12 protein-coding genes are annotated in these 15602 nt (G+C 65.5%); all 12 read right to left on the reverse strand.

The annotated features are described in order from the left end of the window. Positions 1-61 precede the first annotated feature (61 nt). Complete coding sequence (clpA, locus tag BM133_RS08615) at positions 62-2383, reverse strand: ATP-dependent Clp protease ATP-binding subunit ClpA (RefSeq protein WP_093433009.1); 2322 nt, start codon at positions 2381-2383, stop codon at positions 62-64. 67 nt (positions 2384-2450) lie between these two features. Continuing rightward, the gene (gene clpS, locus BM133_RS08620) at positions 2451-2810 is read right to left on the reverse strand and encodes an ATP-dependent Clp protease adapter ClpS (protein ID WP_093433010.1); all 360 of its coding nucleotides are present in this window, start codon (positions 2808-2810) and stop codon (positions 2451-2453) included. Between the two features lie 135 nt (positions 2811-2945). Further along, positions 2946-3554: a hypothetical protein gene (locus BM133_RS34545; RefSeq protein ID WP_143100101.1), complete on the reverse strand. Its 609-nt coding sequence runs from the start codon at positions 3552-3554 to the stop codon at positions 2946-2948. After that, positions 3554-4546 (reverse strand): type VI secretion system protein TssA, encoded by a 993-nt coding sequence (locus tag BM133_RS08630; RefSeq protein ID WP_093433013.1) that lies wholly within the window; start codon positions 4544-4546, stop codon positions 3554-3556. The genes BM133_RS34545 and BM133_RS08630 overlap by 1 nt, the downstream gene beginning before the upstream one ends. 17 nt (positions 4547-4563) lie before the next feature. Then, on the reverse strand, positions 4564-5703 hold the full coding sequence (gene tssG / locus BM133_RS08635; RefSeq protein ID WP_093433015.1) for a type VI secretion system baseplate subunit TssG: 1140 nt from the start codon (positions 5701-5703) through the stop codon (positions 4564-4566). Next, positions 5700-6803, reverse strand: coding sequence for a TagK domain-containing protein (locus BM133_RS08640; protein WP_093433016.1), 1104 nt, complete (start codon positions 6801-6803; stop codon positions 5700-5702). Before BM133_RS08640 ends, tssG begins: the two co-directional genes overlap by 4 nt. Then, the gene (gene tagF, locus BM133_RS08645; protein WP_177224763.1) at positions 6800-7525 is read right to left on the reverse strand and encodes a type VI secretion system-associated protein TagF; all 726 of its coding nucleotides are present in this window, start codon (positions 7523-7525) and stop codon (positions 6800-6802) included. Before tagF ends, BM133_RS08640 begins: the two co-directional genes overlap by 4 nt. Positions 7526-7529: 4 nt before the next feature. Further along, the gene (gene tssM, locus BM133_RS08650; RefSeq protein ID WP_093433019.1) at positions 7530-11528 is read right to left on the reverse strand and encodes a type VI secretion system membrane subunit TssM; all 3999 of its coding nucleotides are present in this window, start codon (positions 11526-11528) and stop codon (positions 7530-7532) included. A gap of 20 nt (positions 11529-11548) precedes the next feature. Next, complete coding sequence (gene tssL, locus BM133_RS08655) at positions 11549-12913, reverse strand: type VI secretion system protein TssL, long form (protein WP_093433021.1); 1365 nt, start codon at positions 12911-12913, stop codon at positions 11549-11551. Further along, on the reverse strand, positions 12910-14265 hold the full coding sequence (gene tssK / locus BM133_RS08660) for a type VI secretion system baseplate subunit TssK (RefSeq protein WP_093433022.1): 1356 nt from the start codon (positions 14263-14265) through the stop codon (positions 12910-12912). Before tssK ends, tssL begins: the two co-directional genes overlap by 4 nt. 32 nt (positions 14266-14297) lie before the next feature. Further along, positions 14298-14855, reverse strand: a complete 558-nt coding sequence (tssJ, locus tag BM133_RS08665) for a type VI secretion system lipoprotein TssJ (protein WP_093433024.1) — start codon at positions 14853-14855, stop codon at positions 14298-14300. A 166-nt stretch (positions 14856-15021) separates the two neighbouring features. Beyond that, the gene (locus BM133_RS08670) at positions 15022-15507 is read right to left on the reverse strand and encodes an Hcp family type VI secretion system effector (RefSeq protein ID WP_093433025.1); all 486 of its coding nucleotides are present in this window, start codon (positions 15505-15507) and stop codon (positions 15022-15024) included. Between the last annotated feature and the right edge of the window lie 95 nt (positions 15508-15602).

Below are 15602 nucleotides of genomic sequence, written 5' to 3' on the forward strand. Positions count from 1 at the left end.
CGATGCTACCGGCCTTTGGAGGCGGTTCCGCGGCCTCGTCGGCCACGGAATGCCCGGTTTCTCAACCCGTTGCGGCCTCTTCCGCTTCAGGCTTGGACTTGCCTTCCTTCTTCGGAAGAGGCTGGATGTCCAGCAGCACTTCGTCCTTGTCGTCCAGGTCGACTTCGAGGCGGCCGCCGTCGGTCAGGCGACCGAACAGCAGTTCGTCGGCCAGTGCACGACGGATCGTGTCCTGGATCAGACGCTGCATCGGACGCGCGCCCATCAGCGGATCGAAGCCCTTCTTCGCCAGGTGCTTGCGCAGCTTGTCGCTGAAGGTGACTTCCACCTTCTTCTCGGCCAGTTGCGTCTCCAGCTGCAGCAGGAACTTGTCGACCACGCGCAGGATGACGTTTTCGTCGAGCGCCTTGAAGTTGACGATGGCATCCAGCCGGTTGCGGAATTCAGGCGAGAACAGGCGCTTGATGTCGCCCATTTCGTCGCCCGTCTGGCGCGGGTTGGTGAAGCCGATGGTCGCCTTGTTCATGGTCTCGGCGCCCGCATTGGTCGTCATGATGACGATGACATTGCGGAAGTCGGCCTTGCGCCCGTTGTTGTCGGTCAGCGTGCCATGGTCCATCACCTGCAGCAGCACGTTGAAGATGTCCGGATGCGCCTTCTCGATTTCATCGAGCAGCAGCACCGAGTGCGGCTTCTTCGTGACGGCTTCGGTCAGCAGACCACCCTGGTCGAAACCGACGTAGCCCGGAGGCGCGCCGATCAGGCGGCTCACCGCGTGACGCTCCATGTACTCCGACATGTCGAAGCGGATCAGCTCGATGCCCATGATGTAGGCAAGTTGCTTGGCCGCTTCGGTCTTGCCGACGCCCGTGGGACCGGAGAACAGGAACGAGCCGATCGGCTTGTCGCCCTTGCCCAGGCCCGAACGCGCCATCTTGACCGCCGAGGCGAGCACTTCGAGGGCCTTGTCCTGGCCGAACACCACGCTCTTGAGGTCGCGCTCGATCGTCTGCAGCTTGCTGCGGTCGTCGTTGCTGACGTTGGCCGGGGGAATGCGCGCGATCTTCGCGACGATTTCCTCGACCTCGGTCTTGCTGATGGTCTTCTTGCGCTTGCTCGGCGGCAGGATGCGTTGCGCGGCACCGGCTTCGTCGATGACGTCGATCGCCTTGTCGGGCAGGTGACGGTCATTGATGTACTTGGCGCTCAGCTCGGCGGCGGCCTGCAGGGCTGCCACCGCGTACTTCACGCCATGGTGCTCCTCGAAGCGCGACTTCAGGCCCTTCAGGATGTCGACGGTTTCCTGCACCGACGGCTCGACCACGTCGACCTTCTGGAAACGACGCGACAGGGCCGCATCCTTCTCGAAGATGCCGCGGTACTCGGTGAACGTGGTCGCACCGATGCACTTGAGCTGGCCGCTCGAGAGCGCGGGCTTGAGCAGGTTCGACGCATCGAGCGTGCCGCCCGAGGCTGCGCCCGCACCGATCAGCGTGTGGATTTCGTCGATGAAGAGAATGGCGTTCGGCTTGTCCTTGAGCGACTTGAGCACGCCCTTCAGGCGCTGCTCGAAATCGCCGCGGTACTTGGTGCCGGCCAGCAGTGCGCCCATGTCGAGCGAGTAGACCTGCGCCTCGGCGAGGATCTCGGGCACGTCGCCCTGGGTGATGCGCCATGCCAGGCCTTCTGCAATCGCAGTCTTGCCGACGCCGGCCTCGCCCACCAGCAGCGGGTTGTTCTTGCGCCGGCGGCACAGGATCTGGATGACGCGCTCGACCTCGTATTCGCGGCCGATCAGCGGATCGATCTTGCCGTCCTTGGCGAGCTGGTTGAGGTTTTGCGTGAACTGCTCGAGCGGCGATGCCTTCTCGTTGCGTTCGCCGCCGCCCTCTTCGCCTTCACCTTGAGGGGCTTCGCCGCTGCCCTTGACGGCTTCGGGCGGGTCGCTCTTCTTGATGCCGTGGGCAATGAAATTGACCACGTCCAGGCGGGTCACGCCCTGCTGGTGCAGGTAGTAGACCGCGTGCGAGTCCTTCTCACCGAAGATCGCGACCAGCACGTTGGCGCCGGTGACTTCCTTCTTGCCGTTGCCGGTGGACTGCACATGCATGATGGCGCGCTGGATCACGCGCTGGAAACCCAGCGTGGGCTGGGTGTCTACATCGTCGGTACCCGCCACTTGCGGCGTGTTGTCCTTGATGAAGTTGGTGAGCGACGCCCGAAGGTCGTCGACGTTCGCCGAGCAGGCGCGCAGAACCTCTGCGGCACTCGGGTTGTCCAGCAAAGCGAGCAGCAGATGCTCCACGGTGATGAACTCGTGGCGCTGCTGCCGGGCCTCGACGAAGGCCATGTGCAAGCTGACTTCCAGTTCCTGGGCAATCATGTGATTTCCTTTTGCCTTGCTGTAAATAAGTTCTCAGATGGGTTGGAGCTTGCGCAATTCAACAGGTTCACGCAACTGGCTCACTGACACATTGCAGCGGGTGCCCAGCCTGCTGCGCGGCCTCCATGACCTGATTCACTTTAGTGGCTGCCATGTCGCGGGAATAAACCCCACAGACGCCGCGGCCATCCAGGTGAATCTTCAACATGATCTGCGTCGCGCTTTCGCGGTCTTTGCTGAAGTACTCCTGCAGCACCACGATCACGAACTCCATGGGGGTGTAGTCATCGTTCAGCATGACCACCTGGTACATCTGGGGCGGCGCAGTTTTCTGCGGCCGGCGCTCCAGAACGACCGAATCTCCGTCATCCCCGGCCGGTTTTTGGGCCGGGGGGGTGGGGGGAGTCTTGGGAATTCTCGTTGCCATGAAAAAGATTCTATAGAGCGTGCAAGCACCGTGCTGACGCAGGAGGACTTGGTGACGTGTATTCGACAAATCAAGGGCCTTGCGTCGGGTGCGACAGCCCAGACAGCGAAATAAATCGGCGAATTGCCGCCCCGCTCAGATATTGCGCAGGATTGGCTTATTCGGCGCCGATATTTTTCTGCGTTGCAGCCGGACCGGTGCTGGCAGATCGGGCGGCAATGCGTCGATTTCCTCGTCACTGAGCGCGCGTTCCGGCGCTTCCGAGGCATGAATGAGTGCCGGTGGCGACCGATATGTGTCCGTCGCTTCGTCCGGATCGGCAGCGGCTGGTAACTGTGCAGGTGTCGATTTTCCCGCTTGGGCGATATCGGCGGGCGACCCTCTTTCTCGCGACCCCGCTTCGCTGAGGCCCGACAGCAGCGTGCGCCATTCGGCCTGCCGTTGGGTTTCCTGCTCCGACTGCCAATGCTGCTGCTCGCGCAGCAGCGCTTTGTGGCGCGCCGTGTGCTGCCGGCCAAGAAGCTCCAGCTCGATTCGCGTCGCCCGCTGAACCCATTGCGGCACGCACAGCAAGGCCTGCTGGAAATCCCGCTGGGCCTGCTCGCTGGCCAGCTCGAACGCCCGTCGCTGCGCCTTCAGTTGCGCGCGGGCGGCCTGTGAAAAGGCCCACGCGCCAAGCCCGGCGCCGAGCACCCCCAGGACGAAACAGGCCGACAGGAAGCCCACCTCCATCTCATTTCCCATCAGCGGCGCCCTTCGGCGGAGTCCCATTTCCGCAACAGATCGAGCGGAATGGCGTCGGCCACCTCGGCGAACCGTTTGCCGACCATGTGTTCGGCCTGCCTCAGCAATACCGCCACCGGGCTGCTGGGTTCGTGGTTTTCAAACCACTCGCGCGCCTCGCGAATGGATTGAAGGACGTCGTCGCGCGAGGTGGCGCCGCGAACGTGTGGACGTGTCGCGCTTTCGGAATGTCCGGCAGGCTCGGACTCCGGCCCGGCTTCAGGTTCGATCTCGTCGAAGGGCTTCAGGAGATCGATCAATGCCTGCAGCGAGGGTGCGTCCTGCCCCAGGCGATGTTGCGCCCAGGCAGCGATCTGCCGGGCAGCCCGAGACGCCTGCGACAGCAGGTCCACCGGCAACTCGACGCCTCCATTCGAGGAGAGCCGCAGTTGCGCAAGCTGCTGCGCAACGGATTCGGGACTCGGCGTATCGGCCGGACGCGGCACCGAACGTGCGCGTTCGATTTCGCGCACCGTCAGGTGGCGCGCGGCGTTGGCCGCGACGACGATCTCGCGCACGTCGGCCAGCAAGCCGTCAGGATCTGCCAGCGCCGCCAGGGCATTGGCGCGTACGGCCGGATCGCGCTCTCCCTCCACGGTGATCTGCGGATGCACTGCGTCGGGCCAGCGCTCCAGCACCGCGGACAGCGCCGTCAGCGACTGCGCAAGCCCCGGGGCCTCGGCCAGTCGCGTGCGAGCCCGGCACAGCCAGACGAACAGGTTGATGTCCCGCGTCCGCAGCAGCAGGCGGCGGCAGTCGCGCTCGATCTCGGTCCAGTTGGGCGCCTCCGGCGTTCCGACAAATTGCCCGTACTGTGCGTCGCTGCGCGGCGACATGCGCGAGAGCAATACGGCGTATTCCGCGTCGTACTCGAGACTCGGGCCGCAAGGCTCCTTGGCGCTCAAGGGCGCGAACTCGATGTCCGACACGGGGTAGGCAGCAGCGTAGGTCATGAATGTCGGTGAACGTGTCAATGAGAGGTCCGGGCATCGCTGTCGCGATAGCGCGCGCCGATGTATTGCTCCGGCTCGAAAACCATCCCGACGGTGAAGTCGACTGCATGTGCCACGGCCCGCCCTGTTCCCCTGCCCTCGGCGCCGCCGAGCCAGGTGGACCATCCGAGCCGTTCAGCGTCATCGAGCCGGGCGGGGGGCGTGCTGTCGTCGCGTACGCGCAGTTCGACCTCCCAGACGAACTCATGGCCGACGAAGGCCCGCACCCACTCGACGAGCAGCGCGAGATCCTTCCCGCGCGGTGTGAAGCGCAGGTACTGGTCGAGCTTCAACGGCCCGATCACGAGCCGGAACTTGTTCTGCCGATCGGCCACGACCTCCCCCGCGATCGCTCCTGCCCCCATGACGCTGGAGGCGCGCGCCTGGCCCAGATGGCTCTGGTCTTCGTCGTCGATGCGGATCCAATGCAGCACGAACTCCTGAAGCTGCACGGGCACCGCGAAAAATCGCGCCAGCGTGGCAGCCAGTCCATCGGGGTTGCGGGCCTCGCGGCCCAGGTGCGCGGATGCCGCAAGGCGCGCATGCGCGGGCAACACCGAATCGCAGATCTCCAGCGGGTCGTGCCCCGTGAGGCGTGCGACGTAGCGGCTGAAAGCCTCGTCCTCCGCGCGATCCAGGCCCGCCGCAGCCTGGCTTTGTGCCCACGCGCGGTACATGTGCGTCAGGTAGCGGTGATGGAAAAGGTCCAGGAAATCCGCCAGCGTGCTGTCGTTGTGGTTCTCGGCGCGATCGCGCACCAGCTCCGTGTAGTGCAGCGGAAGCGGCCCGTTGGGGCCCAGCAAGCCCAGGCCGTATACGCGCACCATAGGAAGCGCTGGATTGTTTCCGGCGCGTGGGGGCGCCGCCCCTGGCAAACGCGGCGCCGCTTCGTCCGGCAGCACCGCGGAGGCGATCTCGCGCGGCGCGAAGATCAAAGCCGCGGCCTGTCCCAACCGGAAGGACTCTTGCTGCGGGCGGCTTGCAAGTCCGATGGGGGGTTGCTGCGAACAGGCAGCGCCGAAGCGCCTCAACACCGCAAGGAATCCGAACTTCCAGGGCGCCTCGCGCAATTGCACGAGCATTTCCTGGCGCACAGCCTTGGCGGGGGATTGCGTCATGAAGCGCCCTCCTTCTCGCCCTCGCCGCCCTCGCCGCCGCCAACGCGCATCGAACCGATCCGGACATGGCTGTCGGGCGAGAGCTCGTGGTGCTCGCGTCGCGTCAGGCTGGGCAACGCAACTCTTGCGTCGCGAACAAGCTCCGGTGCGAACAGGCCCAGCACGTCTTCCGAAGGCCCCACTTCGAGGAGCCCCGATCGGGCGAGCGGCTCGAACTCGTCGATGATCTGGTCGATGCCTTCGCGCGGCAGCAGGATGTCGCGCAGCAAGGCATAGGGCTCGGCTTGCCTGCTCAGTTCCTCCAGCGTCGGCGCAGCCTCGCCGCCGAAAACCACGAATCCCTCCCAATCGGTGCGGCCTGCGAGTTGATCGGGGTCCCGGACCACGCGCACGAACTCTTCGTGCAATTCGTCCAACACGGATTCCGCGCGACCACGAGGTGCCGGCGGCCGCGCAGTCGGCACCGTCCGTGCTTCGCGTCGCGGGCTTTCGCCGAGCAGACCGGCCAGAGTGTCTGCGGCCGGGCGAGACCTTGCACCCGCGATGTCGAGCACGCCGAATGGATCGGCAAGGGTATCGATTTGCCGGTCGCTACCGCGGCCGTCCAGATCGCGCAGATCGCCCGGATCGAAGCCATGCCGTTTCCCCGCCGACGTTGGAGATGCGATCGCCCAGTGATCGAACACATCCAGCAGGTCTTCCAACCTCTTGGGTTCCACGTGCATCTGTGCAGGCACAACGCCTTCCCCCGACTCCAGCACAAAGCGCAGCAATCCCAACTCGAGCGCGTCGCCTGCCGTCACGGTCACCGCCGCGCCAACCGGGATTCGTTCACCGTTGTGTGCGCACACGAGCGTGTAGCTTCCGTTCAGCAACTGCCAGCCGCCGGCTTCGCTGCGCCATGCAATGCGGCACAGATTGGCGACGCGCCACTGCGCATCGCTCTGGCGCTCACCGCACAGCTGGAGGGCATCGGCCATGGCCGCCCCGCCCAGGGGAATCAGCATGGTCCCGTTGCGCGCCTCGCCGCCGCTGTGCGTGAGTCGAAGAAGCAAAGGGGCCACGTTGCCGTTGATCGCATGAGAGTTGCCGGTATTCATCGCATGCCGCCCCCGCCCCACAACTTCTGCAACCTGTTGGCGGCCCCGATGAAACGTCCCTCCGCGTCTTGCTGCCAGAACGCGCTTTCGGCACGCGTGCCCTGCAGACGATGCGGCCAATCGGCCCACGGAAGATGGCGAACGCCGTGCAGCCCGGCGGCGGGATCGTTGTCGGATGCGGGGCCGACCCACTGGTCGAGCAGGGCCGCCATCCGGCGCGTTCTCTGTCCGGGGTGGTCGCTCTCCATCCGGCAACTTGCCTCCCACAACGCACGCACCGCGATCTCCAACGCATGAAAGTCGGCATGGCCTTGCTTGCGCGCATGGCGGGCCACGGCGCGCGCAAGCCAGAACTGCCAATTGAGCGGTTGATCGCGTTGCGCCTCGAAATGACGCATGGCCCAGCGCGGGTGTGCCTGCTGATAGATCACCAGGGGATGCGAGCGCCCTACCTTGTCGATGGACGGCGCCACCACGCCGAACACGAACCGCCGCCGCGCAAACGCCAGGACGCCGGCAGGCAGTACGAAAGCGACCGGCGCGGACATCGCCCTGGCGGCAACGCCGGCTTGCACGTCGAAGCCTTGCTGCGCGAGCCACAGCATCCATGCCTCTGCTTCTCCATGGCGCACGCCACTGCGCACAAAGTCCGCGCGGTCCGGCAACTTGCCCCAGATGGCCGGCGGAAGAATGCACCAGGGGGCGATCAGTTTTCTCAGCATGGGATCAAGCCGCCCGGCCCGGGCAGCGGAAGCCCTTGAGCACATCGCTGTTGAGTGGATTGGGCTGGCTGCCGGCGCTGATGTCGATCAGCGCCTTGCGGCCGTCGAATGCGTACTCGACGCTCAGCCGCCCCGGCGTTGCCGTGTTCACGATGCGGCCCTTTTCGAGCAATCGGAACAATGCCCACGGACCGTTGGCCAGAAAGGTCGAGGTAGGCCCCGAGATTCGCGGATTCGCGGTGATCTCCGCCATCGCACCGCCACGCGGCCCCGGCCAGTTGACGGTGAACGCCTGCACCGGGCCGTGGATGTAGCGCTGGCCCTGTCCATCGATGTCGATGAGCAGTTCGGTGATGCTGGGCTCCAGCTCGAGCACCCGCAGGTCCATCTTCCACGCCAGCTTCTTGCCGCCGGCATCGCGAAAGAACAGGTCGCGAATCTGTTGCGCGCGGTAGAAGGCATCGAGGTTCGGCCCGCTCTGGGCCAGCAGCTTGAGCAGTTCGCCAAGCAAGGTCGGACCCGTGGTCGCGGGCGCCGGCGCTGCACCGCCGGCGGCCCCTTCCACGCCGGCCATGGCGTTGGCCATGTTCGGATCCTTGTAGCGCCAGGGGCGCACGCTGGTATCGACATACGAAGCCAGGTACTTGTTGAAGAACTCGTCCGCGGCGCCGCCCGCGGCGAAGACCAGCGTGAAGTCTTCAATGGATGCGTCCTGCGCCACGGCGGCCAAGGGATAGCGCCCTTCCACGCCGCGCTTGCAAGGCTCGCCGACCTGCATCGCCATCAGGCCCATGATGCGGTCGAGCTGCTGCTGCGCCTGGTTGCGCAGGATGCCGGTGGCGCCCAGCACCACCTTGTCCCCACCGCTCGTGGCCAGCGCGGTCAGCACTTCGCGCAGCGGTGCCGGGAGCTTCCCGGCTTCCAGCTTCAGGCGCGCGCCGATCTCGGCGCCACCGGGTGGCAGGCTGCCCGCCGCGAGCGCCGTGTCGGCCACCACGAGCAAGGTGTAGAACTCGTTGACGAGGCCCGAGATCGCTTCGAGCCCGGGTTTGGCACCGGTGGCACCGAGATTCCCCGCGCCGATGTCCGGCTGACCGGTCACGACTTCGCGCAGCGCTGCGAAGCGGTTGTCGACGATCTGCTTTTCGAGCCGCTCCTCGGCGCGAATGCCGAGGTTCCTGCCGATCGCACCGGTCTTCTTGCTCAGTTCGTCGGAGGCTTTGTCGAGGAAACCCTTCTCTTCCTGCGCACCCACCACCAGGGGGCGCGACAACGTGGTCTCGCGCGCCGCCGCACGCGCCAGCCGGGCCAGGGGCGAATCGGGCGCGGCAAACTGCCGCAGCACGCCCAGGTCGAAGCCCAGGCTGGTGCCCGTGGTGTCGCTCCCGCCGACCGTGCGAATCGATTCGAGGAAGGCTTCCCATTGCTGGGCGTACTCGCTCAGGTACTGGCGGCGGATGTCATCGAGCAAGGGCGCGTCCTGCAGCTTGCGAGCCGCCGCGTCCAACGGCCCGGCCCCACCCCGCCCCATGACCCAGGCATCGTCGTCGATCGCCTGCCCGACGAACTCCGGCAGACGCTTGCTGAAGACGTCGTGGTATCCGTCATAAGTGAAGAGGCCCGGCACGCCCTTTTCAAGCGGCAGGCCACCGGCACGCGAGAACACCGTGCCGGCCTGTGGCCCGACCGCGCGGACCAGCGTGAACTCCTGCGGCGCGTCGGGCAGCATCGCCGCCTTGGCGCGCTCGTACACGCGCTGCGTCGAGGTATTGCCGTTCAGGAAGTCCTGCACCGCACGCACCAGCCCATCGTTGGGCAGCGACGCCGCCTGCACCGCACGCTCGCCGGAAAAGAGCGCTGTCACATGGCCCACCATCGAAGCGCGTCCGCCGAAGGCCGCGGCGCTGTCGGCCTGCTCCCAGTCCTTGAGCACCCAGTTCCGGACGTCCCGCGCGCCGCCCTTCATGTAGCGGTCCTTGTCGTGCAGGAGCTTGTAGACACGCAGGGTTTCGTAGGCCGTCTTGGCATCGCCGTCCTTCATGCTCTGCGCGAGCACGGCCTCCATGCGCTGCAGGATGGTCGGCAGCAAGGTGTGGTCCTGCAGCTGCGCATAGGTTTCGCCCGTTGCCGCCAGCACCGGCGGCACGGTGTACAGGCCGTAGAGAAAGCTGCCCGGCGGGTTGTCGATGTCCAGACCGGCGTAGCCAGGCAACTCGCTGGCGCCATTGAGCACATCCGGCACACCCGCCGGCTTGAAGTTGCCGAGCAGCGCGCGCACCTGGCCCGCGAGCACGTCGGTGCGCTGGCCGACGGTGCCCAGGTACTGGCGGTTGTTGCCGAAACTCGCGGCCAGCGCGCTGGCCAGCCACAGGAAGATCACCACCGCCAACGCGTGTCCCATGAGGCGCAGCAGCCTGAACCGAAATTCCCAGCGCAGGTTGGGCCTGACGAGATGGGATTCCGGAATGATGACCTTGGTCAGCAGGTCCTGGATGAAGAAGCCCTGCTGCCCCCGTCCGGGCGCCGTGCCGGCGGCATGCGGGTTCGAAGGTAGCGACAAGCCCAGGCTGCGCTGCAATCGCTGGATCAGCGTGCCGGGGTCGGCCGGCAGTTCCATGCGAGCTTGCACGCCGCTCGTGAAGTACACGCCGCGCAGGGTGTCGTGCAGTTGCGTCCTGTCGAAACGGGAGACGAGAAAGATCTCGTCGAGCATCGGCACCAATGGCACCGCCAGCCCGGCCAACTCCTGCGGCAGTGCGAAAAGGCGCTTGCGACGCTCCACATCGAATTCTTCGTTCAGCCGCGCGCGCAATCCATCGGCGAGCCGATCCTTGAGCAAGGCCAACTCCGCTTCCACTTGCGCGCGCAAGGTCTCGCGGACCTGCATGGTGGTGCGCGCGTTCTTCATGCCGTTGAATGGCAGCGTGAAGCCCCAGGCCTGCATCCGCCCTTCGCTGGTGAGCGATTGGAAGTACTCGCTGAAGCCCCGCAGCAGGTCCATCTTCGTGACGACGACGTACACGGGAAAGCGAATGCCCAACTCCTGGCGCAGCTCGGTCAGGCGGTCGCGCACCATGCCGGCGTGCTCGGCGCGCTCCATCTCGGTCATGGTCAGCAGTTCGGCTGCATTGAGCGCAACGATCACGCCGTTGAGTGGCGCACGCGTGCGGTGCTTGCGCAGCAGGCCGAGAAAGCCGCGCCACTCGACCGGATCGGTCACGGGGTTGCTTTCCTGCGTGGTGTAGCGACCGGCCGTGTCGATCAGGACGGCCTCGTTGGCAAACCACCAGTCGCAATGCAGCGTGCCGCCCTCTGACTTGAACACCACGCGCCTGGACGCATTGCCCATCTGCCGCGCCAGGGGAAACTGCATCCCGGCGTTGAGCAGCGCCGTGGTTTTTCCGGCACCGGAACTGCCGACGATCATGTACCAGGGCAACTCGTACAGATAGCGTCGGCCCTCGAGCAGACGGCGCAATCCACCGCGACCGCGCATGCCCTTGAGCTGCGCCAATGCGCGAGTGACCGCGGCGGTGACCGTCTTGATCTCTTCCCTGCCCGTCTCGTCCTTGCCCACGCCCTTTCCGAAGCCCAGGACCCGTGCGAGCAGATCCTCGTTGTTGCGCAGCGCCTGCCAGAGGCGGTAGAGCCAGTACAGCGCATACAGCAGCAGGATGGCGCCCACGATCGCCGCGCGCACCCATGCCGGCGCCAACGGCTTTGCGGCGCCGATTTCCAGCAAGGGACCCGCCTGCCACAGCAGCAGGCACAGCGCAGCCACCCCCACCAGGCTGTACGGACCCGAGATCAGCCAAAGGATGCCCAGCACCAGCAGCAGCACGATGAAGGTCACGCGCACCCCGGCCGGCGCCAGCGGGCGCAGCCCGTCGACGGCGAGCAATGGGCCGACGAACCAGATCGCCAGTGCCAGCACCACCATGGCGATGAATGCCAGCATCTGCCGGGAGAAAAGGAACGCCAGGAATTGTTTGATGTATTGCATGAGTGAAGCCCGAGGCGCCTCTAGTGGGGCGCTGCCGAAGGTGAGATGGTTCGCGCCGGGTTGTTGCCATCGCCCTGGGTGACGACGATGTCGACGCGGCGATTCCTGGCGCGCCCCGCGGCCGTCGCGCTGTCGGCAACCGGCATCGTGTCGCCTCTTCCTTCGGTTCGTATGCGCGAAGCCACGACGCCCTTTTCCTGCAGCACGGCAGCGACGGCTTCGGCGCGCTTCTCGCTCAGGACCTGGTTGTCGGGAAACTCGCGGGTCTTGATCGGCCGGTTGTCTGAGTGGCCGGTGACCTGCACCGAGCCCGAGACCTGGTTGATCTCGTCCGCCACCTTGGCCAGGACCGAAAGAATCCGTGCGTTCAGGCGCGCCTGGCCGGGGACGAACATGTCGTCGCCCCTGAAGCTCACCGCGCTGCGGCGCTCGTCTTCTTCCACGCTCACCGTGCCGCGTGCGATCTCGGGCGCCAGCAACTCTTTCAGGCGCAGTGCCTTGGCCGGAGGCGTCGGTGGCGCTGGAGGTGGACGCATCTGGCCGATGGCGGCGATGCGCTGCGCCACATCGGCGCTCATCCGCAGCAGTTGGTACTTGTACCAGGCGAACAGCCCGGACAGGACCAGTGCCAGCAGCGACGCCGTCAACCAGACCGGCACGCTGCGCAGCAGACGAAATGTGCCCACGCCCACGCCCTTCCAGTGCGGGGAAAGGTCGTGCGGCACATCGCCGCGCGCCGTCCCGAGCAGCGTGAACAGCCGATGGCGAACCGTCTCCAGCTGCCGGCGTCCGTTGGCCGCGGTGCTGAAGCGGCCCTCGAATCCGAGCCCCAGAACCTGGTACATCAGTTCGAGCAGATCGACATGCTCCTGCGGGCTGGCGGCCAGGCGCCCCACCAGCAGGAAGAACTTGTCACCGCCCTTGGTGTCGCCATGAAACTTCGCGGCCAGTTGCTGCCCGGCCCAGATGCCGGCCTCACCGTTCTTGCCGCCGCCCCACTCCGTGCTGTTGGCGGACTCGTCGAGCGCCGTGCACAACGAATAGCTCGCCGCCACCACGTGCTCGTGCCGGATCTGCGCGCTGCTGCAGAGCGATTGGAAACTCGCGACCTCTCGCTCCAGCAGCTGATGAAGGATCGTCACGCCCTCGTTGCCGAGCGTCGCCGGCATGTCGGCCAGCGCGCGCAGCAGAGGCTGGGCTGCTTCGAGCAAAGGATTCCGGGCAGCAGCCACCGCGGCCAGGCGCACCTGCATCGGCGATTCCGGGGCGAGAGGCGTTTCTCCTGGCAGATCACCCGGCCGCGAACCGTCGGCCGGATCGGCATCAGCGGGGATGCCGCTGGGTTCTTCCAGGTCGCGCCTGGGGTCGTCAATGAATGGCGTCATTTTTCGCGCACGCCCCACAGTTCCATGCGCAGACCAGGGAAATCGCCAGCCACGTGCAGTGCGAGGCCGCCGTGCTTGACCATGTGCTCCCAGAGCGGTCCACGCGAATCGATCTGGAAATAGACAAAACCTGCATTGAAGGGAATCTGGCGCGGCGGCACGGGCAGCGTCTGCAACGGGATGCCGGGCAGGTGGGAACGGATGAGTTCGGCAAGCCGGTCGCTCGGCCCGACCTTGCAGCGCGCCGGAAACTGGCTGGCCAGTTGATCGGGCGGCGTATGGGCAGCCACGGCGAACACGAGGCTGGAGAAACCTTGCAATTCGGACGGCTCGACACTCGCCACGCGCACGCCGTTGGCGCGGTTGGACAGGGGAATGCTCTGTGCGCTGCGCACCAGCACGTCGTTGAGCAGGGCCTGCACGTCGCCCATCAACTCCCTGAAGGACAGGCAGGGGTCGATGTGCTGGTAGGCCGGGTGCACGGCGGGGCGGCGCGTGCTCGCGCGCACGAACGTCGCAAGCTCCCCGCTGAGGGTGCGCAACGCGGTGTAGAGCACTTCCGGCGAGGTCTCTCGCACGCGCAGCCAGTGCTCGAACAAGGGCTCATAGCGATTGAGGATCTGCAGCAGCAGGAAGTCGGACACTTCGGCCGACTCGCTGGACTTGCCATCGTTGCCGCTGAGCCGCGCCGCGAGCGATTGCGCGCGCAGCCGGCACAGGCCGTGCAAGTTGGTCACCCAATCGGTCAGCAGCGGGCTCGCGCCGTAGCCGGCAACGGGCGGTATCAGGTGCGGATCGATGGCGATGCTCCCGTCGGAGCGCAGCACGGTCACCTTGGCGAGCGGAAGGCCGATCCATGCGTCCGTGAGCTCGCGTTGCGGCAGCAGGCGCAAGCGCAGACGGGAAAGCTGCACCGTCTTCGGGCCCTGGCCAATGGAATTCGCGTCGCGCAACTCGACGTCGAAAACCGAGAAGCGCGCAAGCGATGCCGCGGACGCCACTGCATCGTCGAAAGTGGTTTCCTCGCCATTGGGCGTGCGAATGGGCACGGCCAGATGGATGACCTGCTCCAGATGCTCCGGCAGGATGGTGAGCGGTGCGGGCGGCAGCGTCTGACCCGGCGCATCGAAGGGCGTGCCGTCCGAAAAAATACCCGCTGCACTGGCAAGCACGAGCTTGCCAAGGGACAGCGATTCCGCATCGATGCTGTAGTGATTGAAGCCCCAGTAGAACGGACTGAGCGACGCAGTGCGCTTGTGCGCAAGGTGTTCGAGATAGCGCTCCTGCTGCTGAAACAGCTGCGGGCGCAGGAAGAGCCCTTCGCTCCAGGCGACTTTGTTGTACCAACTCATGAAATCGATCGTTGTGGTCGCAAGCCGTGGGCTTACTTGAGGGGGATGAGTTGGATGCCCTTGGCTTGAAGGGCGACCTGCAACTTGACTTTGTTGGCCGGCAGGACCGAGCGATACCAGGCCACTTCCGGTGCGGGATCGATCCGTTGCACCACGCGCCAGTCGGCTTGCGCGAGATCGCGATAGCCCGCGACGATGCCGATGGCAGCCAGGTCGGGGTGCGATTTGCGGCGGATGGTCTTGACATCGCCCGGGCGCAGGATGAATTCGTCCCTGACGAGCAGGTCGCTGCCGATCAGGGCCTTGTCGTTGCCATGGAGAGAGAAGTAGTCGGCGGACTCGAAGGTGCCCTCCGACTTGAGCTCATAGAGACGCACCATGATGGGCGCCGCCCTGCCCTTGTCGTCAGGGTTGACGCCGGCCTCCGCCGTGATCGTGATATCGAGCCGGGTCTGCTCCCTGGGGTTGGAGAACTGGGCATTCGAAGACGCCGCTGCGAGCAGGGAAAGCGCGAGGACCAGCGGCGAAAGCACTACGGGAAGCCATCGCCGCGAAGCGATCCGCCGGGGACAAGGCACGTTGAACGGCATGAGAAAAAGGAGATGGTGCAAACGATCGAGAAGGTCGAGAAGGTCGAGAAGGTCGAGAAGGTCGAGAGGGCCGAAGGGCCGACAACGGGCAGCGCGCCGCACCTGCGTGCGCCGTGCCGTCCGAAGTCGAAGCGCCCTGAATCGATTCAGGGCCCGGTCTTCGCTGTCAGGACTCCTTGTTGCCCTTGATGTCGTAGCCGGCAGTGACCGCGCCACCGCTGCCACCTTGCGCGTTCTGCACCGAGTACTCCTGCTTGATCTTGGAGAACGACAGGCGAACGCGCTCCTTGATGCGCATCTCGTCGGCGTTCGAACCGAAAGGCTGGATGGCGGTGATGATCACGTCGGAGAACGTGAACTTCAGGTACTCCAGCGGGTTGCCACCGGCCTTGCGGATGGTGAGCTTCGCTTCCTGGACGTGCTTGCCGGTGAGGCAGTACTTCATCAGGTTGGGACTCGAGCGATCGACGTAGTGGTCGAACTCCAGGTCCTCGACCGTGGCCTTGCCGGCACCACCGCCCGAACCGGCGTGCATGGTGGATTCCTGGAAGGCTTTCCAGTTGAAGGCCAGAACCTCGATCTCGTTCTTGTGATCGGAATCCTGGGATTCACCTTCGATGCCGTTGATCTTCAGAAAAATGTCTTGCGCCATAAAAACTCCCTGAGCTTGGTTTTTTCAATGTTTGACAGATGCCCTGGCGCTCTTTCGGCGCCTCGAGCGAATTTGCGGGTGGCGTCTGTGCGCCA

This window comes from Variovorax sp. 770b2 (assembly GCF_900115685.1).
GTDB lineage: Bacteria > Pseudomonadota > Gammaproteobacteria > Burkholderiales > Burkholderiaceae_C > Variovorax.

Excerpts from the sequence above, each read along its gene's own strand:
- clpA (WP_093433009.1), bottom strand. The coding sequence starts at position 2,383 with ATGATTGCCCAGGAACTGGAAGTCAGCTTGCACATGGCCTTCGTCGAG.
- clpS (WP_093433010.1), bottom strand. The coding sequence starts at position 2,810 with ATGGCAACGAGAATTCCCAAGACTCCCCCCACCCCCCCGGCCCAAAAA.
- BM133_RS34545 (WP_143100101.1), bottom strand. The coding sequence starts at position 3,554 with ATGGGAAATGAGATGGAGGTGGGCTTCCTGTCGGCCTGTTTCGTCCTG.
- BM133_RS08630 (WP_093433013.1), bottom strand. The coding sequence starts at position 4,546 with ATGACCTACGCTGCTGCCTACCCCGTGTCGGACATCGAGTTCGCGCCC.
- tssG (WP_093433015.1), bottom strand. The coding sequence starts at position 5,703 with ATGACGCAATCCCCCGCCAAGGCTGTGCGCCAGGAAATGCTCGTGCAA.
- BM133_RS08640 (WP_093433016.1), bottom strand. The coding sequence starts at position 6,803 with ATGAATACCGGCAACTCTCATGCGATCAACGGCAACGTGGCCCCTTTG.
- tagF (WP_177224763.1), bottom strand. The coding sequence starts at position 7,525 with ATGCTGAGAAAACTGATCGCCCCCTGGTGCATTCTTCCGCCGGCCATC.
- tssM (WP_093433019.1), bottom strand. The coding sequence starts at position 11,528 with ATGCAATACATCAAACAATTCCTGGCGTTCCTTTTCTCCCGGCAGATG.
- tssL (WP_093433021.1), bottom strand. The coding sequence starts at position 12,913 with ATGACGCCATTCATTGACGACCCCAGGCGCGACCTGGAAGAACCCAGC.
- tssK (WP_093433022.1), bottom strand. The coding sequence starts at position 14,265 with ATGAGTTGGTACAACAAAGTCGCCTGGAGCGAAGGGCTCTTCCTGCGC.
- tssJ (WP_093433024.1), bottom strand. The coding sequence starts at position 14,855 with ATGCCGTTCAACGTGCCTTGTCCCCGGCGGATCGCTTCGCGGCGATGG.
- BM133_RS08670 (WP_093433025.1), bottom strand. The coding sequence starts at position 15,507 with ATGGCGCAAGACATTTTTCTGAAGATCAACGGCATCGAAGGTGAATCC.